The organism is Trebonia kvetii (assembly GCF_007827045.1).
Classification (GTDB): Bacteria; Actinomycetota; Actinomycetes; order Streptosporangiales; family Streptosporangiaceae; genus Trebonia; species Trebonia kvetii.
Window position 1 is genome coordinate 78,514 of the sequence record NZ_RPFW01000005.1, and the last position, 22,242, is coordinate 100,755.

The 22,242-nt window shown below is 70.0% G+C and carries 19 protein-coding genes and 1 pseudogene; 13 read left to right on the forward strand and 7 right to left on the reverse strand.

Annotated elements, in window-relative coordinates; all coding sequences use genetic code 11:
- Window position 1: 1 nt before the first annotated feature.
- The 9 genes and pseudogenes from EAS64_RS25370 (at window position 2) to EAS64_RS25405 (ending at window position 7,172) form a co-directional block, all read left to right on the forward strand.
- On the forward strand, window positions 2-1,195 hold the full coding sequence (locus EAS64_RS25370) for a thiolase family protein (RefSeq protein ID WP_145856911.1): 1,194 nt from the start codon (window positions 2-4) through the stop codon (window positions 1,193-1,195).
- Window positions 1,192-1,677, forward strand: coding sequence for a Zn-ribbon domain-containing OB-fold protein (locus tag EAS64_RS25375; protein ID WP_145856913.1), 486 nt, complete (start codon window positions 1,192-1,194; stop codon window positions 1,675-1,677). Before EAS64_RS25370 ends, EAS64_RS25375 begins: the two co-directional genes overlap by 4 nt.
- A 200-nt stretch (window positions 1,678-1,877) precedes the next feature.
- Window positions 1,878-2,102: pseudogene (locus tag EAS64_RS47980) on the forward strand (AMP-binding protein); the annotation flags it as partial.
- On the forward strand, window positions 2,099-2,959 hold the full coding sequence (locus EAS64_RS47985; RefSeq protein ID WP_222849597.1) for a class I adenylate-forming enzyme family protein: 861 nt from the start codon (window positions 2,099-2,101) through the stop codon (window positions 2,957-2,959). The pseudogene EAS64_RS47980 and the gene EAS64_RS47985, both read left to right, overlap by 4 nt.
- A gap of 51 nt (window positions 2,960-3,010) precedes the next feature.
- Window positions 3,011-3,901 (forward strand): SDR family NAD(P)-dependent oxidoreductase, encoded by an 891-nt coding sequence (locus tag EAS64_RS25385; RefSeq protein ID WP_145856914.1) that lies wholly within the window; start codon window positions 3,011-3,013, stop codon window positions 3,899-3,901.
- Window positions 3,894-4,889 carry an amidohydrolase family protein gene (locus EAS64_RS25390; protein WP_145856916.1) on the forward strand — a complete coding sequence of 332 codons (996 nt, stop codon included), beginning with the start codon at window positions 3,894-3,896 and terminating at the stop codon, window positions 4,887-4,889. The genes EAS64_RS25385 and EAS64_RS25390 overlap by 8 nt, the downstream gene beginning before the upstream one ends.
- Window positions 4,886-5,791, forward strand: coding sequence for an SDR family NAD(P)-dependent oxidoreductase (locus EAS64_RS25395; protein ID WP_145856918.1), 906 nt, complete (start codon window positions 4,886-4,888; stop codon window positions 5,789-5,791). Before EAS64_RS25390 ends, EAS64_RS25395 begins: the two co-directional genes overlap by 4 nt.
- Window positions 5,792-5,793: 2 nt before the next feature.
- Complete coding sequence (locus EAS64_RS25400) at window positions 5,794-6,942, forward strand: amidohydrolase family protein (RefSeq protein WP_145856920.1); 1,149 nt, start codon at window positions 5,794-5,796, stop codon at window positions 6,940-6,942.
- Between the two features lie 17 nt (window positions 6,943-6,959).
- A complete protein-coding gene (locus EAS64_RS25405; protein WP_222849598.1) occupies window positions 6,960-7,172 on the forward strand; it encodes a hypothetical protein in 213 nt (70 codons plus the stop codon).
- A gap of 130 nt (window positions 7,173-7,302) precedes the next feature.
- On the opposite strand, the gene EAS64_RS25410 is transcribed toward EAS64_RS25405, so the two are convergent.
- Window positions 7,303-10,089, reverse strand: coding sequence for an alpha-L-rhamnosidase (locus tag EAS64_RS25410; RefSeq protein WP_145856921.1), 2,787 nt, complete (start codon window positions 10,087-10,089; stop codon window positions 7,303-7,305).
- Between the two features lie 135 nt (window positions 10,090-10,224).
- On the opposite strand from EAS64_RS25410, the gene EAS64_RS43815 reads away from it, so the two are divergent.
- The 3 genes from EAS64_RS43815 (at window position 10,225) to EAS64_RS25420 (ending at window position 12,841) form a co-directional block, all read left to right on the forward strand.
- The gene (locus EAS64_RS43815; protein ID WP_187366169.1) at window positions 10,225-10,362 is read left to right on the forward strand and encodes a hypothetical protein; all 138 of its coding nucleotides are present in this window, start codon (window positions 10,225-10,227) and stop codon (window positions 10,360-10,362) included.
- Window positions 10,359-11,144 (forward strand): alpha/beta hydrolase, encoded by a 786-nt coding sequence (locus EAS64_RS25415; RefSeq protein WP_187366170.1) that lies wholly within the window; start codon window positions 10,359-10,361, stop codon window positions 11,142-11,144. The genes EAS64_RS43815 and EAS64_RS25415 overlap by 4 nt, the downstream gene beginning before the upstream one ends.
- Window positions 11,145-11,338: 194 nt before the next feature.
- The gene (locus EAS64_RS25420; protein WP_145856925.1) at window positions 11,339-12,841 is read left to right on the forward strand and encodes an MFS transporter; all 1,503 of its coding nucleotides are present in this window, start codon (window positions 11,339-11,341) and stop codon (window positions 12,839-12,841) included.
- A 28-nt stretch (window positions 12,842-12,869) separates the two neighbouring features.
- Here EAS64_RS25420 and EAS64_RS25425 read toward each other — a convergent pair whose 3' ends face one another.
- Window positions 12,870-13,466, reverse strand: a complete 597-nt coding sequence (locus EAS64_RS25425) for a TetR/AcrR family transcriptional regulator (protein WP_222849599.1) — start codon at window positions 13,464-13,466, stop codon at window positions 12,870-12,872.
- A gap of 236 nt (window positions 13,467-13,702) precedes the next feature.
- Here EAS64_RS25425 and EAS64_RS25430 point away from each other — a divergent pair, with 236 nt between their 5' ends.
- Window positions 13,703-15,817, forward strand: a complete 2,115-nt coding sequence (locus EAS64_RS25430) for a glycoside hydrolase family 3 C-terminal domain-containing protein (RefSeq protein ID WP_246115862.1) — start codon at window positions 13,703-13,705, stop codon at window positions 15,815-15,817.
- Between the two features lie 147 nt (window positions 15,818-15,964).
- Here EAS64_RS25430 and EAS64_RS25435 read toward each other — a convergent pair whose 3' ends face one another.
- From EAS64_RS25435 to EAS64_RS25455, 5 genes are all read right to left on the reverse strand, one after another.
- Entirely contained in the window at window positions 15,965-17,659 is a 1,695-nt protein-coding gene (locus EAS64_RS25435; protein WP_145856927.1) for an FAD-dependent oxidoreductase, read from the reverse strand.
- A gap of 111 nt (window positions 17,660-17,770) precedes the next feature.
- Window positions 17,771-18,565 carry an SDR family NAD(P)-dependent oxidoreductase gene (locus EAS64_RS25440; RefSeq protein WP_145856929.1) on the reverse strand — a complete coding sequence of 265 codons (795 nt, stop codon included), beginning with the start codon at window positions 18,563-18,565 and terminating at the stop codon, window positions 17,771-17,773.
- 2 nt (window positions 18,566-18,567) lie between these two features.
- A complete protein-coding gene (locus EAS64_RS25445) occupies window positions 18,568-19,335 on the reverse strand; it encodes a hypothetical protein (RefSeq protein ID WP_145856931.1) in 768 nt (255 codons plus the stop codon).
- A 55-nt stretch (window positions 19,336-19,390) separates the two neighbouring features.
- Window positions 19,391-20,227 carry a mycofactocin-coupled SDR family oxidoreductase gene (locus EAS64_RS25450; protein WP_145856933.1) on the reverse strand — a complete coding sequence of 279 codons (837 nt, stop codon included), beginning with the start codon at window positions 20,225-20,227 and terminating at the stop codon, window positions 19,391-19,393.
- A gap of 14 nt (window positions 20,228-20,241) precedes the next feature.
- Window positions 20,242-21,846 carry a flavin-containing monooxygenase gene (locus EAS64_RS25455; RefSeq protein WP_145856935.1) on the reverse strand — a complete coding sequence of 535 codons (1,605 nt, stop codon included), beginning with the start codon at window positions 21,844-21,846 and terminating at the stop codon, window positions 20,242-20,244.
- Window positions 21,847-22,242: the final 396 nt, after the last annotated feature.

Consider the following 22,242-nt stretch of genomic DNA (forward strand, 5'->3'; position numbering starts at 1 on the left):
GTTGACCGAGCATCCGTTTCGCAACGTGGCGATCGCCGCCGCGTACAACACCCCGCAGGCTCGCGTCCTTGACGGTCATACGGCCTTCTCGATCACCCTGGCGGCCGCCCAGGGGGTGCTGGCCGAGGCGGGCGTGCCGGCCACGGCGGTGGACGCGGTACTCAGCAAGCACGCGCCCGAACTGACCTACGCGCTCGGCATCGGCCCCGTGTGGAGTTCCAACGCCGCCGGGGGTAGCGCTGGTGGCATCGCCGGCGTCCTGCAGGGAGCCGCCCTGCTCGCCGCCGGGCTCGCGCGCACGGTGCTGGTCGCGGACGGGGGCGCGGGGATATACACGCAGCGGGAAGCCACCGCGCCGTGGACCCGGCCGTCGAATGAGTTCGTCGAGCCGTTCGGCCTCTACACCGCGGCGGAGTTCGCGCTGATCGCCCGGCGCCACATGGACCGCTACGGCACGACGCCGGAGCAGCTTGCCGAGGTGGCGGCGACGATCCGCAACAACGGTCACGTTAACCCCGACGCGGTTTACTACGGCCGCGGGCCGTTCACCCCCGCCGACATCCTCGCGTCCCGGATGATCGCCGAACCGTTCCACCTGCTCGACTGCGCCATGACCTCGGAAGGCGGCTGCGCCCTGCTGATCACCACCGCCGAGCGGGCTGCGGACCTGCCAGTCACCCCGGTGTACATCCTCGGCGGCGGCCTCGACACGCTCGGCCCCGCTTACCGGCACGCGCCGAGCTGGGACCTCGCGGGCCGGGGCGGTGATGAGCGTGCGGGCGGCATCCCCAACGGCTACGTCGGCCGCCGCGCCGCCCGCCGGGCCTTTGCCATGGCCGGCCTGGCTCCCCAAGACGTGGACGTGTGCGAGCTGTACGACCCCTTCTCGTTCGAGATCATCCGCCAGTTCGAGGCATTCGGCTTCTGCGGGGATGGAGAGGGCGGCGACTTCGTCCTGGACGGACGGATCGGCCCTGGTGGTGAGTTCCCCGTCACCACCGACGGCGGCCTGATGTCCTTCAGCCACGGCGGCGGCGTCGTGCAACTCTCCCAGCGGGTCGCCCGCGGCGTCCACCAGCTCCAGAAGCGGTGCCGCACGCGGCAAGTCCCGGACGCGAGAGTCGCCCTGTGCAGCAACGGCGGGGCCGGCGCGCTGTTCAACGACGTCATCCTGCTTGGCGGTGAGCGCCCGTGACCCTACTCAAACTACAGAAGCCCGGCATCCCGCTCCCCGAGCCGACGCCGGTGTCCCGTCCTTTCTGGGAGGGCTGCGCTCGGCGGCAACTGCGCTACCAGCGGTGCCAGGCCTGCGGACACGCGGAGTTCGACCCGGCCTTGGCCTGCCGAGCCTGCGGCGACGGCGGCCTCGAATGGCAGGTCAGTGCCGGCCGGGGCGAGGTTTACAGCCACACAGTGGTCTGGCGGCCGCAGACGCCCGCGTTCACCGTCCCCTATGCCGTGGTGATCGTGACCTTCGACGAGGGATTCCAGCTGCTCACCAACCTGGTCGGCACCACGGTCGACCAAGTGCGGGCGGGGTTGCGGGTCCAGGTGATGTTCCACGACGTCGGCGGCGGCATAACGCTGCCGTACGTCGAGCCGGAGGAGGCCGAGTTTCCCGAGCGGCCGGCCGAGCCGTACGCGGAAGCGGACAGGAGCGCTGACCGTGGGAATTGAGCTCATCCTCGACATGGCGAGCGGCGCGCTCGGCGAGCGGGTCGCCCTCGGTCACCGTCCGGGCGGAGTCACGTTCGCCGCCCTGGACCGGGCCGCCGCGGGCGGGGCGGCGCTGCTGTCCGCCTCGGGTGCCCGTGCTGTGGTGCACGTCGGGCTGAACGGCCCGGTGCTCCCGGCGGTGCTGTTCGCCGGCCGCGCCGCCAGAGGTGGCCGACGACAGCCCGGCGGTGCTGCTGTTCACCAGCGGCACCACGGCCAAGCCGAAGGGGGCGGTGCTCAGGCACGGGCACCTGCTGAGCTACGTGCTCGGCACCGTGGACTTCGGTTCCGCCGCCGAGGCCGACGCGGTGCTGGTCAGCGTGCCGCCTTACCACATCGCGGGCGTCGGCTCGGTGCTGTCAACCTGTACGCGGGTCGTCGCATGACCTACCTGCCCGACTTCACCGCCCGCGGCTGGCTCGACCTCGTCCGCGCCGACGAGGTGACCCACGCGATGGTTGAGCCCACGATGCTGGCCAGGATCGTGGCCGAGCTGGACGGCCGCCGGGCCGACGTGCCGTCGCTTCGCTCCATCGCCTACGGCGGCGCCCGCGTTCCGCCAGCCGTGCTCCGCGCCGCCATTGAAGCCTTCCCCGAGACTGGTTTCGTCAACGCCTACGGACTCACCGAGACGAGTTCGATGATCGCCGTGCTAGGACCCGAGGACCATCGCGCCGCGCTCGCCGGGGACACGGTCGCGGTTGCGCGGCTCGGCTCGGCCGGCCGGATGGTCCCTGGGATGGAATGTGAGGTCAGGGGACCAGACGGCGAGCCGCTCTCGCCCGGCAAGGCGGGGGAGATCTGGGTGCGCGGCCCCCAGGTGTCAGGGGAGTACCGGGGCACCGGGTCGGTACTCGACCCCGGCGGCTGGTTCCCGACCCGTGACCTGGGCCATCTGGACCACGACGGCTACCTGTTCGTCCATGGCCGCGCGGACGACACGATCATCCGCGGCGGTGAGAACATCGCCCCGGCCGAGATCGAGGACGTGCTGGCCGATCACCCTGCGGTCGGCCAGGCCGCCGTGCTTGGTGTGCCCGACGAGGAATGGGGTGAGCGCATCGTCGCGGTGATCGTCCCCGTTCCCGGTTCCGCCCCCGACCCCGAGGACGTGCGCGCGTTCGCCCGTGCCCGCCTGCGTTCCTCCCGGACGCCGGACGAGGTGGTTTTCCGCGGCGAGCTCCCCTACACCGCGACCGGCAAGCTGCTGCGCCGCGAGCTCGCCCGCGAGCTTGCCGGCTGAGCCGCGCCGGGCCGGGAAGGACCCAAGACAGCCAGAGAGAAAGGTAGCAACATGTCAGCGGATCACGCAGCGGAGCTGTTCGGGCTGACCGATGCCGTCGCCCTGGTCACCGGCGGCGCCGGCGGCATTCCCAAGGCGACGGCCGTCGCGCTGGCGAAGGCGGGCGCGCACGTCGCCGTGGCGGACATCGCCGACGAGTTCACCGCGCGGACCGTCAAGGAGATCGAGGAACTCGGCCGCCGCGCGATCGGGCTGCACGCTGACGTGCGGCAGCCCGCCGACGTGCACGCGATGATCGAGGAGACCCGTCGTCAGCTCGGCCCCATCACGGTGGCGGTGAACGCCGTCGGCGGCCTTGGCGTCGCGACGCCGAAGTCCTTCCTCGACTTCACCCTCGAGGAGTGGAACGGGCCGGTCGAACGGAACCTCACCGCCACCATGCTGTGCATGCAGGCCGAAGCGGTCGCGATGATCTCCGACGGGATGGCCGGCCGGATCGTCAACTTCGGCTCGACGAGCGGGGTCACCGCGGCGCCGTCGATCGCGCACTACGGCGCCGCGAACGCCGGGGTGATCCACTTGACGAAGTCGGCGGCCCTTGAGCTCGCCCCCTACGACATCCGGGTCAACTGCGTCGTGCCCGGCACGCACCTCATCGACCGCGCCGGCCGCGAGACGCCCACGTCACGGCGACCCGAGCAGGCGGAGTTCCTGCGGCAGGCCGCGGCGGCCACGCCGCTGAAGCGCCTTGGCGGCGCGGGGGAGACCGCGGGCGTCGCGCTTTTCCTGGCCTCGGACCTGTCGTCGTACATGACAGGACACGCGGTGATCTCCGACGGCGGCATGATGCACACCTCACAGCGTCCCGCCGTCGGCACGGTCACCCCCGCGGCCCTTACCGGAATCGAGACCCGGGCCGGCGCGGGCGGCCGCCATGAGTGACCTGGAGATCATCGACTGCCACAACCACATCCTGCGGACCGAAGACCACAGCTGCGACCTGTACACCAACCTGCTGCGGTTCAACGCGGTGGCGGGCCTTCCCGACCGGCCGGGCTTCTTCGGCACGCCGGACGAGGCGGAGCGGGTCATGGCCGCGACCGCCATCGCGCACATGAACATCCTGATGTTCACCTGGTCCGGGATCTACTGGCGACAAGGACAGCACCTCCTGCCCGACGAGCCCGCTGCCCGGGCACGCGAGGCCGAAGAGCTCCGCGCGCGGATCGTCCGCCGGATCCAGGACAACAACACCTGGGCGCTCGGCCAGGCGGCGGCCAGCCCGCGGCTGAGCTGCTTCGTCGGCGTCGACCCGGTACTCATGGATGCTGGGACGCTGCTCGCCGAGGTCGACAGCGGAATCAAGCGGGGCGCGCTCGGCGTCAAGCACGTGCCGATGAACCACGGCACCGAGGGCGATGACCCCCGGATGTGGCCCGTCTACGACTACTGCGCAGCGGCCGGCATCCCGATCCTGACTCAGGCCGCGGGCTTTATGACGGGTCATCCGAGGGACTACGCGAAGGCCCTTGCGGATTTCCCCCGGCTCAAGCTGATCTTCGCCCACCTGGGCCACGACCGGAGCTTCGGCCAGGGCGCGGACGCGGAGGTCCTTGAGCTGGCGAGGGCGTACCCGGGGGTGCACACCGACGTCTCGCTGCGGCTGATCGAGGTCGCCGACGGCCACGTGAGCGCGCCGGACATGGTCGCCCACCTGCGGACCATCGGCACCGACCGGGTCCTGTTCGGCAGCAACTGGGTGATCAGCGAGTACCTGTGGCTCCGGGCCCGTCCAGGCGTCAGGCCCGAGACCAGCCACGACCGGCTGGATAAGGAGATCGAAGTGCTCAAGACGCTCCCGCTCACCGATGACGAGCGCGCCGACCTGGCCGGGCGCAACTTCCGCCGGCTCACCGGGCTGGGCTCGTGACTCCAGGCGCGCCGCACGTCGCGGTGGTCACCGGCGCGGCCAGGGGCATCGGCCGGGCCATCGCGCGGCGGCTGGCTGCCGACGGGATCGCCGTGGCGGCAGTGTCACGGACGCTCCGGCCGGGCAGCGGGGAACTGGCCGGATCGCTCGAGGAGACGGTCGCGCTGATCCGCGCCGACGGCGGCCTGGCCATGGCCGTGCCCTTCGACCTCGGCGACATCAAGGCCGACCGGCGCGAGATCCTCAGCCAGGCCAGGGCCGAATTCGGCGCACCCGCCGACATCGTCGTGAATAACGCGGCGGCGCCGCGGCACTTCGACCTGACGTTCCCGCTTATGACGCGGGAGGCGTTCCTCGAAGCGGTCGAGGTCAACGTGTGGGCCGCCTGGGACCTGGCCGCAGCGGCCGTCCCCGACATGCGCGAGCGCGGCGCGGGCTGGATCCTCACCGTCTCCTCCTCTCAGGCCGGCCCGCGGAAGGGGCCGCCCTTCCGGCCCAACCCGACGAACGGCGCCACGCTGTACGGGGGCACCAAGGCTTTCCTCGACCGGATCACCACCGGCGCGGCGATGGAGCTCTACGACGACAACATCGCCGTGAACACGATCGCGCCGGAGCGCCAGGTCGCGACGGACAACGCGCTGCTCGTGCCGGGCGTGCGGACGGACAACTCCGAGCCGGAGGAGACCATCGCCGAGGCGGCGCTGGCCTTGTGCACCGGTGACCCCAGGGTCTTGACCGGGCGCATCGCGTACAACCTGTCGCTGCTCGCCGAGCTCGGCCGCCCCGTCCGCACGCTCGACGGGCGGGCGCTCGTCCCCGGCTGGCAGCCGGGCGACATCGGCCCCGGTCGCCTCCGCACCCCCTACCTCAACCCGGCCGACCAACAGCTAGGAGGCTGACCATGCCGCTACAACCATCGATGAAGCTCATCTCGGTCGACGACCACCTGATCGAGCACCCGAGAGTCTGGGCCGACCGCCTGCCCCAGAAGTACCTGGAGGCAGGGCCGAGGATCGTGGATGAGCCGTCGCGGACGGGCAGGCCGCCCATCCAGGTCTGGCACTACGCGGGCAAGCGGTTCCCGCAGATCGGGCTCAACGCGGTCGTCGGCAAGCGGCCGGAAGACTTCGGCGTCGACCCGGTCCGTTACGCCGACATGATCCCCGGCTGCTACGACCCCAAGGCGAGGCTGACCGATATGGACCTGGACGGGGTGCACGCGGCGGCGAATTTCCCGTCGTTCCCGCGCTTCGCCGGCGCCCTGTTTACCGTCCAGAGCACCGACTTCGACCTGGCCCTGCGCTGCGTGCGCGCCTACAACGACTTCGTCATCGACGAGTGGTGCGCCACGGCGCCCGGCCGGTTCATCCCGCTGATCATCCTGCCGCTGTGGGACGTGGACCAGTGCGTGGCCGAGATCCACCGCTGCGCGGGCAAGGGCGCCAAGGGCATCACCTTCCCCGAGAACACCGTGCCGCTCGGCCTGCCGTCGGTCTACACCGACCACTGGGAGAAGGTGTTCTCCGCCGCGGAAGAGACAGACATGCCGCTGTGCATGCACTTCGGTTCCTCCGGGCAGCCGCCCGCCACCGCGCCGGAAGCGCCGTACATCGTGACGATTTCCCTCTACGCGACCAACTCGATGTCGGCCACCACCCACCTGCTGTTTTCCCCGGTGTTCCACCGCCACCCCAAGCTGAAGGTGGCGCTGTCCGAGGGCGGCGTGGGGTGGATCCCGTACCTGCTCGAACGCATCGACCGGGCCTGGGAACGGCACCGCTGGTACCAGAATGTCGTCAAGGACGTGCGGCCATCGGATCTGTTCCGCAAGCACTTCTACGGCTGCTTCATCGACGACGTGGCCGGCCTCAAGTGGCGGCACGACATCGGGATCGGCAACATCACCTGGGAATGCGACTACCCGCACTCGGACTCGTACTGGCCGCACAGCCGCAAGTACGCAGAGGAAGTGTTCGCCGACGTGCCCGACGACGAGGTGCGCCAGATCGTCGAGCTGAACGCCCGCGATCTGTTCAACTTCCACGCGTAGCGGACGGGCTGGATACCGTGCGGGAAAAGGACATCGAAGCAGACGACTGGACCGAGCAGGACTTGCTCACCCGCGAACTCGCGCTCGATCGGCTGGCCGAGGACGTGGCCGAGACGGAGGCCGCGCTCGCCGCGCTGCGCGGGAGAGCCGACCCGGACCCGGACGCGGTCGACCTTCTGGAACGCCGGCTGCGTGCCCTCGCGAGCAGCCGGGCGAACATCGCCACGTGAACGCCCGTGTATGGCCGCCCGGGCGTGAAGTGGAGGCGGCAGGAGAACCAGCATCTCGTTCGGGATGATGTTCTTGATTATTCAGAACGGATGGTGGTAGCTCTCTCCCGCCGCAGTGACTCGGCAGGGGCTAGCTTCCGAGTTCGGCGAAAGACCGGTCCAGCTCGGAAAGGAGCTGATCGGCACCGGGGACCAGGGCGAGTGCGTCGCGCACCGTCAGTCCGGCGGCCGCGCCGTCTGGCTGGTCCAGGTAGGCGGCCGCTTCGGGCACGTAGCGGACCAGGGCCTCCTTGAATAGGCGGAACGCCTCGGGGTTGTCCATCAGGTCGCCGATCGTGGAAGCCAGCGTGACCGGTTCCCTTGAGCTGAGCGTCGAAGGCAGCGTGACGTGCCACTCGTGCTGCCCCGCGCCGACCTGCGCGAGTGGCTGGCCGGGCAGGTCGACCTCCGCCGCGGCGTTCGGCGGCACCGTGGCCGTCACCCGCAGGTCAGCCCCGTCGAGTTGCCAGGAGATCGCGGTGAGTCCGTAGGGGGTGAGCAGGCCGGCCTGCGCATGAGTGAGCCCGCCGCCCGGCCGGGGCGCGAAGCGGATGCGCCGGTACCCTGGCGCGGCCGGTTCGAGTCCGGCGACGGTGCGGTGCAGCCAGTCGGCGACCGCGCCGAACGCGTAGTGGTTGAAAGAGGTCATGCCGCTCGGGTTGACCGCACCGTCGGGGAGGAGGCTGTCCCACCGTTCCCAGATCGTGGTCGCGCCGTGCGTCACCTGGTAGAGCCAGGAGGGGCACTCGCGCTGGAGCAGCAGCCGGTACGCCTCCTCCAGGTGGCCGGTCGCGCTGAGGGCATCGCAGAGCAGCGGCGTCCCGACGAACCCGGTGGGGATGGTGTAGCCGCGCCCCTTGACCAGGTCAGCAAGCCGGCGGCCGGCATGCTCGCGCAGCGCCTCGCTGGGCAGCAGCGCGAACTGGAGGGCCAGGGCATAGGCGGTCGGCGCGTCGGCCATGAGGCGGCCGGACCCGGTCACGTACTCAGACAGGAAGGCGGCGCGGACCTGAGCCGCCAGCTCGGCGTAGCGCGCGGCGTCGTCACCGCGGCCGAGGATGTGAGCCGCCCGCGCCACGATGTCGGCCGAGCGAGCGAAGTAGGCGGTGGCGACGATCTCGCCCGGCGTAGCGGCCCGGTCCGGGCGGTCGCGCGGCGCGGTTGGATCGAGCCAGTCGCCGAACTGAAACCCGGTGTCCCACAGCCGGCCCGGTCCGGCCAGTGCGTCGACGCGATCGACCCAGGCGCGCATGCTGTCGAACTGCGCGGCGAGCACCCCGGCGTCGCCGTAGCGCTGGTACACCACCCAGGGGACGATCGTGCCCGCGTCGCCCCAGGCGGCCGCGGGGGTTGCCGCGGTTGGCGTGCACTTGGGGACCACGAACGGAACGGTGCCGTCAGGCGCCTGATCGGCGGCCAGGTCACGCAGCCAGGAGCCGAGGAACCCGGCGCTGTCGTACAGGAACGCCGCCGTCGGCGAGAACACCTGGAGGTCGCCGGTCCAGCCAAGGCGCTCGTCGCGCTGCGGGCAGTCGGTCGGCACGTCGAGGAAGTTGCCCCGCATTCCCCACACCACGTTCTCGTACAGCCGGTTGACCAGTTCGTCGGAGCAGCCGAAGTAGCCGGTCCGCTCCAGGTCGGAGTGGACGACGATCGCGCGGAGGTGACCCGGCCGCAGGTCACCCGGCCATCCGCTGACCTCCGCGTAGCGGAACCCGTGGAAGGTGAACCTCGGCTCGTAGGTCTCGGGCTCGCCGCCGCGCATGATGTACCGGTCGGTGGCCCGCGCGGTGCGCAGGGGGCCGGTCGCCAGCTCGCCGTCCTGGAGCACCTCGGCGTGCCGCAGCGTGATCTCGCGGCCGGCCTCGCCCTGGACGGTGAAGCGGACCCGGCCGACCAGGTTCTGGCCGAAGTCGACGACGGTTTTGCCGGAAGGCGAGGTGCTGATCGCGACCGGGGCCACTTCCTCGATCCGGCGAACGGGCGGGCTGGTCGGCGCGACCAGTGTCGCGAGGTCTCTGGGTTCAACGCGGACGGCACGCCAGTCCTCAGGGTTCACGCGGGCGTCGTAGGTCTCGCCGTCGTAGATGCTGCTGCTTCTGATCGGCCCGGTGGCCGAGCCCCACTGCCCGCCGGCGTCGGTCGCGACGGCCTGGACCGTGCCGTCGGCGTACCTGACCTCCAGTTGCGCCAGCCAGGCCAGGCGGTCGCCGTATACCGCGCGGGTCTTGCCGTCGTAGCCGATCCGACCCCGGTACCAGCCATCGCCGACCACCGCGGTGAGGGTGTTGGAGCCCTCGCGGATCAGCCCGGTGACGTCGTAGGTCTGGTACCTCAGCCGGCTGGCGTAGGCCGTCCAGCCGGGCGCCATAACGATGTCGCCTACGACGTTGCTGTTCAGTGCCGCCTCGTAGAGGCCGAGCGCGCTCGCGTACAACCGTGCGGACTCCGCGCCCGGCCGCACGACGAATTCCCGGTGCAGTTCGACGGCCGGCTGATCCCGCTGTGCGTCCTCGTCCCAGTCGGCGCTGATGAAGCGGGCGGACCAGTCGTCCGGATGCAGCAGGCCGGCTTCCGCGGTCGCTGGGGGGCTCCACTGCGACTGGCTGCCATCGGTCCCGGTCACCCTGACTCGGACGGTGACGCGCTCCCGCGACCGCAGCGGGACGAACGGCCAAGGCACGAGGACCGACTCCGCCGAGCCGACCAGGACGCGGCCGCTGACCGCGCCGGATGCCTCGACCTCGTAGCCGGCCTGCTCCCAGCCGGGAATCCCGGTGCGAACGCGCCAGGAGAGACGCGGCTTATCCTCGCCGATGCCCAGCGGAGTGCGGTGGTGCTCGAAGCGCACCGGTTCGACAGATGTCTCCTCAGCCACGGTCCCGTCTCCCCACTGTCGGCCTCTCGCGCCTGTTGCAACGGTTCAATCTGACCATAACATGAAAGCCGAACGATATTCAGTTTTCATGCCGCGGGCGCCCGCGTCCGCTGTGACCACGATAGGGAGTCGGCAATGCCAAGTAAGGCGCTCGCATGGTTGTCGGGCTACCTCGCCTCGGCCGCTGGGGACGGGCAGGGGCCGCTCTCCATCGAGCAGGAGCGGGCGCGGGCCGAGGAGCATGCGGCGATGATGCCTCCCGTGCCGCCGTGACGGAGGAGCCGGCCTCCGGCCTGCCCGGCTCGCTGCTTTTCGCTCCGGCGGAAGCCCGTCAGGACCTGGTGATCCTGCTCATCCACGGCGGCGGCTTCCGGACCGGCGATCCTGGGCAGCTGCGTACGCTGGCCGGCCTTCTCGCATCGCGCACCGGTGCGCGCGTGCTCAGCCCGTGGTACAGGCTGGCGCCGGAGCACCCGTATCCTGCCGGGCTGGAAGACTGCGAGCGGGCATACGACGTGGCCCGTGAACTCGCGCCCCGGGTGGTGGTCGGGGGCGAGTCGGCGGGCGCGAACCTGGCCGCCGCCCTCCTGCTACGCCGACGCGCCGCGGGTGACGCCTCTCCGCTCGCGGGTGTGCTGTTCTCCGGTGTCTACGACCTGCGGACAGAGCGCTATCGGGCAGGCAGTTGGACGTCAAACGCAGCGTCCGACCAGGTCTTGACCGCTGGCGCAGGCCCGATTATGCAGCGAGATTACGCACCGGGCGGCGCTGGCGACCCCGGGATCTCGCCGTTGCTCGCCGACCTGGCCGGGCTGCCGCCGCTGCTGGTCATGGCTTCGAGTGCAGAGTTGCTACTTGACGACTCGATCGAGTTCGCGGTCAAGGCCGGGCGGGCCGGGGTGGAGACCGTGCTGGAGATCTGGCCGGGCATGCCGCATAGCTGGTCGGTGCACACCGGCCTGCTGCCCGAAGGCGTCGAGGCGGCCGAGCGCGCCGCCGCGTTCATCGTCCGCGTCGCGACGGGGCGCGTCGTGGACGGCGCCGCCCTCGCGTAGCCGCCGATTATCACGATTTGAGCGGGGCTGGGATGGTGCGGATCTGGGTCTGGTTTTTAAAACCAAATAGAGTTAGGTTTCTGGGTTGTTAGCCACGTCACCTCCTGGTTACCTGTGGGAAACCTAGCGAACCCGCCCGGACGGTGATTGAAAGGTTTCAAGTTCAGTCCCTTCGTCCACGAGAGGCCAACGCCGTGACATCCTCCGCATCCCCTACGGCCGCGCCGCAAGTTGGCGGCGGCGGCGAAGCACGCGCGCTGCCCGGCGCGCGTTTCGCGCTCATCGTCGTGTCCCTGCTGTGGCCCGCCCAGTTGCTGTCCCTCATCGGGATGATGACGGGCACGGCACAGGCGTCGGTTGCACTGCACTTTCACACCGCCCAGATCGCGTGGTTCGTGCTGTCCACGGCGCTGCTCGCGACGCTCATCACGCCGTTCGCGGTGAAGGCGGCGGACCTGTACGGCAAGCGGCAGGTCATGATCGTGATCACCGCGCTCGGCCTGGTCGGCGACGTCATCGCGGCGCTCGCGCCCAGCTACGGCGTACTGCTGGCGGGCCGCACTATCGCGGGGTTCTACGGGCCGATCGCGGCGCTGGCGTACGCCACGATGCGCGAGGTGCTGCCGCCGAAGCAGGCGGCGAGCGCGAGCGGGATCGTGGGCAGCGGTATCGCGCTGGTGGCGATCGGCGGACCCTTCCTTACCGGCTGGCTCATCGACGGCTACAGCTTCCACGGCGTGCTGTGGGGCATCGCGGCGTCGACCGCCGTCTCGCTTGTCCTGCTGCTCGTAGCGGTGCCGCGCACCCCGTTCCGCGACCCGACCGCCCGGATGGACTGGGTGGGCGGCCTGCTGCTCGGGGGCGGGCTCACCGCGCTCACGTTCGGCGTGGACAAGGGCAGCGACTGGGGCTGGACCTCGGCGGGCACGCTGTGCTTCATCATCGTCGGCGCGGCCGCGGTCGTCGCCTTCCTCTACTCGCAGCGGATCGTGCCGCACCCGATGGTGCGGGTGTCCATGCTCGCCAGGCGGCCGGTGTGGACAGTCGTCCTCGCCACCGCGCTCGCGGGCGGGGCGGTGTACGGCGCCTCGGTCATCACCCAGTTGCTCGTGCTTTACCCGAAGGTTGTGGTGCCCTACCCAGTCGGCGGCGGGCGCACGATCCCGGTGCACCTGTCCGACGGCCTCGGCTGGACCGCTACCCACTTCGCCGTGGTCGGCGTGCCGTCGAGCATCCTGATCCTGCTTGTCGGCTTCGGGACCGGGCTGGCCGTGCGGAAGGTCGACAGTCGTCTGCCCATCGGCGCGGGCGCGCTGCTGCTGGTCGCGGGGTTCCTGCTGGAGGCGGCGTTCCACTACAGCGCGACCGAGCTGATCCTGGCCAGCCTCCCCTACGCCATGGGACTCGGCATGGTCGTCGCGGCGATCCCGGTCCTCGTGATCGAGGCCGTGACGCCGGAAGAGCAGGCGCTCGGAAACGGGATCCAGGCCATGGCCATGGGCATGATCACCACCCTGGTCACCACCTTGTGCTACGTGATCCTCGCCCAGCACGGCAAGGTACTCCAGGGCACCCTGCTTTACCTTGACCACGGTTACAAGGACGCCTACTACTTCGGCGCCTGCGTTGCGGCCGCGGGCCTGCTCGCGGTCCTGCTGATCCCTAGGCTTAAGGCGATCGGTGACATCAGCCGCTGAGCCGCCGGGCGCGCCGCCCGGCCCCGCCTCAGGCGGCGCCGGGCGGCGCGCACAGCCGGTTGAAGGAGGCGATCGCCCGCGCCATGTCGATTCCGGGGTTAAGGCGCCACTGGACCTGAAGGCCGTCGGAGACGGCCAGCAGCAGCCGGGCCAGCTCCGCCGGCTCCACGTCGCGGCGAATGCGCCCGTCGGCCTGCCCGCGGCGCATCCCGTCGGCCACCGTGGCTTCCAGGTCAGCGTAGCGGCCGGTGAAGAACTCGTGGGCGGGATGAGCCGGGTCGATCGATGCCGCCGACAACGTGATGAACAGGTCGACGAGGCCGGGAGTCTTCATGTTGTGCTCGGCGGTGCGGGCCACCGCCTCGCCAGGGCTTGTTACCGAATCGCGGGTCTGCTCGGCGTCGATCGCGTCGCGCTCGGCGAGCACGGCGACGAACAGTTCCTCGCGGGAGCGGAAGTAGTGCAGCAGCCCGGCCTGTGACATGCCGAGCCGGTCGGCGATCTCCTTAAGCGAGGAACCCCGCTCGCCGTGCTCGGCGAACACCTCGAGCGCGGTCCGCAGGATCTGGGTGCGGCGCTCCACGCCCTTGCGGTAAGGCCCCCGAGGCTTGCGTGCTGTGGTCACGCTGAGACGTTACCCGCGACCCGGCCAATTTGAAAACCGAATGATGTTCAATTTTAATGTGGAGGTGCTCATGTTGCGTCTGACTGGAAGACGGGACTCGCCACCGGAACCGTGGGCCGCGTCAACGGAGGTGCTTGTCAGTGACCGCTGAACTGTCCCTGGCCGAAAAGGCTGCGCTTCTCTCCGGCGAGGACATGTGGTCAACCAAATCGTCGCCGCAGGCTGGGATGCCTTCCATGGTCTTGTCAGACGGTCCGCACGGTGTGCGCTTCCAGCAAGACCAGGGTGACCACCTGGGCGTTCACCACAGCGTGCCCGCCACCTGCTTTCCGTCGGCGGCGGCACTCGGCAGCGCATGGGACTCCGAACTGGCGAGGCGAGCCGGGCAGGCGGTGGGCCGCGAGGCGCGTGCCCTCGGCGTGAACGTGCTGCTTGGACCGGGAATTAACATCAAGCGCTCGCCGCTGTGCGGCCGCAATTTCGAGTACTTCTCCGAGGATCCCCTGCTCAGCGGGGTACTCGGCACCGCGTTCGCCGAGGGCGTGCAGAGCACCGGTACCGGCGCTTGCGTTAAGCACTTCGCCGCCAACAACCAGGAAACCGACCGGATGCGGGTCAGCGCCGATGTCGACGAGCGCACGCTGCGCGAGATCTACCTGTCGGCCTTCGAGCGCGTGGTCACCCAGGCCCGGCCTGCGGCGGTGATGGCCGCGTACAACAAGGTGAATGGCATCCCCGCGACCGAGCACCGGTGGCTGCTGACGACCGTGCTGCGCGAGGAGTGGGGGTTCGCCGGCCTGGTCGTCTCTGATTGGGGAGCGGTAACGGACCCGGTGGCGGCACTCGCCGCCGGACTTGACCTGGACATGCCAGGAGGAACCGGCAAGACGGGCGGGCAAGTTGTCGCGGCGGTGCACGACGGGCGTCTGGCCGGGGCAGTCGTCGATCGTTCGCTACGACGGCTCCGCGACGCGGCGGCCGCCACGGCGATCGCCGGTGACCTTTTGCCCGTGGACGTCAACGACCAGCACCGCCTGGCCCGCGAGATCGCCGCCGACTGCCTGGTGCTGCTCAAGAACGAAGCGGGCGCCCTTCCGCTTTCGGCCTCCGCCGCGATCGCCGTCATCGGTCAGTACGCCACCACGCCGCGCTACCAGGGCGGTGGCAGCTCCCACGTCAACGCCACCCGGGTGGACAGTCCCGTCGAGGAGTTGCGCGCGCAATTGCCCGGCGCCCGGATTACCGATCACGATGGCGTCGACCCAACCGCGGCCGCCGCCGTCGGCGCCGCCGCCGAGGTGGCGGTGATCTTCGCGGGACTGCCAGAGCGCGACGAGTCCGAGGGCTTCGACCGCGAGCACATCTCGCTTCCGGCAGACCAGACGGCGCTGATCACCGCAGTGGCCCAAGCCGCCCGGCGGACGGTGGTCGTCCTCTTCAACGGGGGAGTGGTCAGCGTCGAGGGCTGGCATGACAAGGTCGACGCGATCCTTGAGGCGTGGCTGCCGGGCCAGGCCGCCGGCGGTGCGATAGCGGACGTGCTTACCGGCCGGGTCAACCCGTCCGGACGTCTGAGCGAGACAATCCCTGTCAGGCTCAACGACACGCCCAGCTACCTCAACTTCCCCGGAGAGGCTGGCCACGTTCGCTACGGCGAGGGCGTCATGGTGGGCTACCGGTACTACGAGACCGCCGACGTGGCAGTCCGTTACCCCTTCGGCCATGGCCTGAGCTACACCACCTTCGAACACAGCGACCTGATGGTGACCGCCACCGGCCCGGACTCCGCCCGGGTAAGCGTGCGGGTAACCAACACGGGCGACCGCTCCGGCAAGGACGTCGTGCAGGTTTACGTCGCCGCCCCGCCGCTGCCGGTCCGCGCGCCAGCCCGCGAGCTGCGCGGTTTCGCCAAGGTGTCCCTGGAGGCGGGCGAGAGCGCGGTTGTCACCCTTGAGCTCGACCGCCGGGCGTTCGCTTTCTATGACATAAACGCCGCCCGCTGGGCGGTGACGGCGGGCACCTACCGGGTCCAGGTGGGGCGGTCCGCCCATGAGGTCACGGCGGAGGCGGAGCTGGACGTGACCGGGGACCAGCGCCCCCGGCCGCTCACCCTGGATTCGACCGTGGGGGAGTGGTTCGCGCACCCAGCGGTGGGGCCAGCCCTGAACGCCGTTCTCGCCGACGGCATGTCTGAAGAGCAGGCACGGGCCGCTCAGGAGAACCAGGACATGCTAAAGATGGTGGAGTCAATGATGATGCGCCAGTTCCTCTCGTTCCTGCCGGTCCCCGTACCTGACGCGGACCTGGATCGGCTGATCGAGCTGAGCGCGCAACCAGCCAGCTGTACCTGATAGAGAACCGTGTTTTGGTTGGAGCCGGGACAGGTACCTGGCTTCTAGGGCTTGATGGCCGTTCCCGCAGGCATGTACAGGCCGACGGGGCGGCTGGTGGCGGGCAATCCGGCCCATTGGCGTACGTCTGCGTGGCCGGGCGGGTCGTCACGGAGATTCGATCCGGCGAACAGGGCGTGGATCTCGGCTGTGGTCCGGGCCCGAGGGTCGGCGGGCCCGTGCCGGTAGGCGGCGGCGACCTCGGAGACACTGGAGGGGTCGGCTCCTTGTGCCGGCCGCCAGTGCACGCACCGTGCGGCGGCTGCGCCCGCATGTTGCGGGAGCCGACGTCGATGACTCGGTGGCGCCTTCCTCTGACGCCTTCGGCTCCGAGCGCGGTGGCCTCTGAGAATGCGGTGATAACTCGGAACGACGGTTCGCCGCGTGGCGGCCGGCGATACGGCCAAACGCGATCGCGTCGGCGATGTGGAACCCGCCGTCCTTGCACCAGCTGTAGGTCGAGCTCACCGTGCCCGCGGCGTATAGCCCGGCAATCGCCGCTCCGTCGGGATCGAGCACGCGCGCGTGCTCGTCGCGGCGCGGCCCGCCATTGGTCCACGCCAGCATCGGCTTGGCCGTGTACGCGTAGAACGGCGGCTGGTCGACCGGGACGAGAGTCTTCGCCGGGCGGCCGAACGCGTCGTCCCGGCCGGCCGCGCACGCAGCGTTGTACCGGTCGATGGTCGCCGTGAGCTGGTCCGCGGGGACCCCGAGCGCGGCAGCAAGCGCGGCCGGGGTATCTGCCCGGTGGATCCAGCCGGAGGCGATCTCCGCAGTGTTGTCGGCACTCCACCGGTACCCGTTCATGAGTACCTGCCACCCCACGGCCATCACGTCCGCGTCCGGGCTGATGGGTCCGGCCAGCCGGGTCCGCTCATCGAAGATGACGTGCATCGGCAGTCGCGGGAACAGCTCGTAGGAGCCGTGCAGGCGCGCCTGGCCGTGCCCGGTCTGCGGGGTCTCGTTGACGAACCGGGTGCCGTCCGGTGCCACCCAGAGGAAACCGCTCGCGTAGATGAACATGGCGAAGAAGCCGTGCCGGGAACCTGGAGGGGCCACGCCGTTCACAGCCATCATATTGTCCATGTGCCAGAGGTCCGCGCCGGCCCGCATTGCCATCCGGTGGCCGTCGCCGGTCGCGGCCAGGCTGCCCCAAAGCGGCGGGTCCGCGAGCCCGAGGTACGTGCGGACCATCTCGGGGTCGGCCTCGAAGCCGCCGGTGGCCAGGATGACGCCGCCACGCGCGGTGATCTGCTGTTCAGCGTCATGTCCCGCTACGATCCCGGTCACCGCCCCGGTCTCCGGAGACCGCACCAGCCTGCGGGCAGGGGTGTCGTACCGCACGTCGATATCGCGCTTGCCCACCGCCTTGGAGAGAACGTCGTAGAGCCGTCCCGCGCCTAGCTCACCGTCGACACACCGGTAACCTCCGTAGCAGTCACTGCCGTCGAGCTCGGGGTACTCCGGCTTGTAGTCGCCGTTCGGCGCGACGACGGCGCCGAGGCTCTCGATCCACGAGGAGACGTGGCGGGTCTCCCGTGCCCAGGTGCGCACGACAGTCTCCGGGAGCGGCCGGTCGCCGCACAGGCTACGGAGGTAGACGGCGGCCCGCTCGGCGTCGCGGTTATCGAACCACGCGCCGCCGGACACTCTCGTATTCCCCCCGGCCTCTTCTGTCGGCATTTTCTCAAGCAGCAGGACGCTGGCACCCTCGTCATGCGCCGCGATCGCCGCAGCGCATCCGGCCGCGCCGGCTCCCGCCACGACGATGTCGACCGTTTCGCTCCCGGCTTGCCCGGCCATGGTCCACCTCCCTGGTTAGCTGGCTACCGGTGACCGTAACCGCCGGGTGCGGTGCCGGGTAGCACAGTTTCCCGCTCAGCGGGCAGTCGACCCGCCAGTCGCTGGCCGCGGTTACCGGCTCAGCAGCTGGCGGGTCCGCTCGTACGCACCGAGCACCACCGCCGCGCGGTCCGGCTGATCGGCCTGGGCGACCTGCGCCGCGTTGCCGCTGACCACGTGAACCGGGCCGTCCGGCAGGTGAGCGAGGCCCTCGCGGGCCACGTCCTCAGGCTCCCCGACGACGAAGCCTGGCGTGTCGAAATTGAGGCCGATCCGTGCCATCGCCGGCGTCCTGGTCACGCCGAGTTCCAGCGCGAGCACCTGCACCCCGTGCTCGCGCAGCTCCACCCACAGGGCCTCGCTGAAGATCCGGACGAACGCCTTGCAGGCGTTGTACACCGACAGCCGCTGTGCGCCATAGTGCGAGGAGATCGATCCGGTGAGCAGGATGCCGCCCCGGCCGCGTTCCCGCATCGGCTGGCCGAAGTGGTGCACCAGGCCGAGGGTGGCGGTGATGTTCAGGTCGATCACCCGGCGGAAGGCGGCCAGGTCGCCGTCGAGGAACGGCCGGCTGTGGGTGTTGGCCCCCGCGTTCTGGACCAGGAGCCCGACCTCGAGGCCGTCCGCCGCGTCGACAATCCGCGCGAGGCCGTCGGGGTCGGTCAGGTCGGCCTCGACCGTCCGTACCTCGGTCCCGTAGCCGCGGCACGCGGCCGCGGTCTCTTCCAGCGGGCCGGGCTTGCGCGCGGCTAGCACGAGATTGAAGCCGGCCTCGGCGAGCTGCCGGGAGAACGCCGCGCCGACGCCCTCAGAGCCGCCGGTGACGACCGCCCAGGGGCCGTATTGCGAGAGATCCGTTGCTGTCATCTCTACCAGTCCTGCCAGGGGATGATCGTGCGGAGCGGGGTTGACAGCAGTACTTCCTCGGCCGGGCCGGGGACGCCGGCGTCCGCCCACTCCGTCTCCTGACGGCGGATCTCCTGCTCGACCTGCACTGGGTCCTCGTCCAGGTACAGCAGCCGCAGGCGCAGCGAGCCAGGCTCGAAGTCGGGCAGTTCGCCCGGCACGGTGGCGTGCCGCTGCTTGTGCAGGAACGAGAATGTCCAGCCGCCCGCCACGCCGGAAATGTCAAGGAGCGCGGGCATCGCGACGGTGTCGTGCCAGCGGTACGCCTGCTCGGCGTCGAGGCTGTGGGTATCCCGCACCCGGCTGAGCGTCACCCGGACACCCCGGTTCGGCCGGAACGGGAGCGCGTCCGCCGACACCAGCACCCGTGGAGTCACGTATCCCTTCACCGGGGAGAAGAACCCGACAAACGGCCGCTCGACGTAGTTCAGCTCAGGTCGGCGCCCCCACTGGAACGATCGCTCCCCGAGTTCATGCCACTCCGCGACGCTCTGCTCGACGGGATCGTTGAACCAGTACATGGCGATGAAGTCAAGCGCCGAGTATTCGGCGGCCGGCGTGACGGCCAGCTCGGCGCAGTCGGCGGTCAGCGCCCAGCGGTCACCCCAGGCCACCCCCGGCAGCAGCAGGTTCTCTGGCCGGTGGTCGAGCTGGTGCCATTCGTTGTAGTCGCGATAATGCTTGGAGTCGGTTAGGCGTATGAACGAGAAGAACGCATGATTGGAGAACATGAACGGACCTGCTTTCGTCTGACTTCCGGACGGTGCGCTGCCCTGCTATCTGGCATCACTTGATCACGAAGCCCGCGTCGACGGGCAGGGTGACGCCCGTGACATAGCGGGCCTGGTCGGAGACCAGCCAGGCAATGGCGTTGCTGACATCGATCGACTCGATCACTGGCACCGGCATCAGATTGGACATGGCGGCGGCGAGCGCGGGGTTCTCCGCCATGTGCCGCTCCAGGCCCCGGTTCATGATCATGGGGGTGTTGACCCCTGTCGGGTGGACCGTGTTCACCCGGATGCGGTAGGGCGCCAGCCAGTGCGCGAAGGCGCGCATCAGGCCAACCACCCCGTGCTTGCTCGCGCAGTATCCCTCAAGCCCGGCGTCGCCCGAGCCCCCCCGCCCGGTCAGTCCCTGCGTGGAGCTGGTCAGCACGATGGCGCCGCCGCGGCCCTGCTCGATGAGCAGCGGCGCCGCCGCGTGCACGGTGTTCCACACGCCGAACAGGTTGACCTCAACGATGTCGCGGAACGACTCTTCGGGCTGATCGCGGGCTCCCCCTCCCGGCGCGATGCCCGCGTTCGCGAGCACGATGTCGAGGCCGCCGAGCGCCGTCGCCCCGTCGGTCACCGCCGCGCGGAGTGCGTCTGCGTCGCGCACGTCGGCCTCGGTGGCGATGATCCTGCGGCCCAGGGCCTCGACCGCGGCCACCGTCTCCCGCAGGTCCTCGGGGGTCGACATCGGGTAACCGACGGTCTCGATCTGCCGGCAGATGTCCACCGCGATGACGTCCGCGCCCGCGGACGCCAGCCGCACCGCGTGACTGCGGCCCTGCCCGCGGGCCGCTCCGGTGATCAGCGCGACCTTGCCGGTCAGCGTGCCCGTGCCGTGTGCCCCCACCGTGCCTCCCGCGCTCACGCCGCCGCCAGGCGGAAGCCCCGGTAGCCGTCGGCGGCCACGTCCGCGCAGATCTGGCGATAGGCGCCGAATCCGCCGGCGAACGGCATGAAGACGCGCGGCTTGCCGGGGATGTTGGCGCCGACCCACCAGGAGTTCGCCAGCGGCAGCAGGGTCCTGTCCGCGACCTCGTTGCAGTGCTCGACCCAGCTTTCCTGCGCGTCGGCCGTCGCCTCGATCGTGGGCATGCCGGCCTTCCGGAGATGGCCGATGGCGTCGGCGATCCAGTCGACGTGCTGCTCGGCGGCGAGGATCATGTTGACGAGCACCGACGGGCTGCCGGGCCCGGTGACGATGAACATGTTCGGGAACCCTGCCACGGACAGGCCCAGGTACGTGCGGGGACCGGCGGACCAGGCGTCGCGCAGCGCCCGGCCGTCGCGGCCCCGGATGTCGATCCTTGCCAGCGCCCCGGTCATCGCGTCGAAGCCGGTGGCGAACACGATGTCGTCCAGCCGGTACTCGGCGTCTGCGGTCCGGATGCCCGTGGGCGTGATCCGCTCGATGGGGGCCGACCGGATGTCCACCAGGGTCACGTTGTCCCGGTTAAAGGTGGCATAGTAGTCGGAGTCAGTGCAGATCCGCTTCGCCCCGATCGGATGGTCGGTTGGAATGAGCATCCGTGCGACCTCCGGGTCTCTGACCGTCGCCCTGACCTTCTCGGTGAAGAACTTGACCGCCTCGTCGTTGGCTGCCCGGTCGGTGAGCTGGTCGGGGAAGGTCTTGCTGAACAGCACCCCGCCCCTGTTCCACAGCCGCTCGTAGGCGGCCCACCGCTCCTCCTTGGAGACCGCCAGGGTGTTGCGCGGGTAGGGCTCGTGCAGCGATCCGCCGCCGTTCTCACGGCACCGGCGCCGCCGCTCGGCGTAGGTCGCCTTGACCTCGGCCCGGGTCTGCGCGGTGAGCGGGGCGTTGCTCGCCGGAACCGAGAAGTTGGCGCTGCGCTGAAACACGTACAGGTGGGCGGCCGCGCGCGCGATCTCCGGGCTGGACTGGATGCCGGAGGATCCGGTTCCGATGACTCCCACCCGGCGTCCGGTGAAGTCGATCCCGTCGCGGGGCCACCGGGCGGTGTGGTGCCAGCGACCGGTGAACTCGGCCAGGCCCGGGATAGCGGGCACCGTTGCGGCGGACAGCGACCCGGTGGCGAGCACGCAGAACCGGGCCGACACCTCCTCGCCCGAGTCCGTGCGGATCAGCCACCGGGCCGCGTTCGCGTCGAATTCCGCCGACGTGACCCGCGTGCCGAACGTGATCGAGCTTCGCAGGTCGTGGCGGTCCGCGACGTGGTTCAGGTACCGCACGATCTCGGGCTGCGTCGCGTACCGCTCGCTCCAGTCCCATTCCTGCTCAAGGTCGGGGTCGAAGGAGAAGGAGTAATCGACGCTCTCGACATCGCACCGGCAGCCCGGGTACCGGTTCCAGTACCAGGTTCCGCCGACGCCGGCCCCCGCCTCGAAGCAGCGGACGCTCAGGCCGGTCGACCTCAGCTTGTAGATCGCATACATGCCGGCGACGCCGGCCCCGACGATGACCGCGTCCACGCGTTCGGTCGTGCTCATCAAAGTTCTCCAAAAGCTAGATCTTCCAGGACCGGTGCTGAGCTGTGGCCGGAATAAATCGTAAGCACCAAACAAGCGCTTGGTCTAGTGTCCCGCTCTTCTCGTGTCACCGGGAAGTGGCGCCCCGACACGTTTGTGCCATGCCGGGATCGGGCGATCTTGACTGGCGTGATCTGGGTCACTTACCCTAGCGGCTGTCGACCAAGCGCTTGTTTCAACGGCGGTCAGCCGCGCGCCGCACGCGTCGGGCAGCGAGTTCGCGTTCATCGCGCCGTCACTGGTCGTCGACGGGCAGTTCGGACATGGCTGATCGCAACCGGCGGCTCGGTTAGCGGCCAGCAATGGGCCGGCCGCCAGCGGAACCTGGGAATCGCCGAAACCGAGATGAGGAGGAAC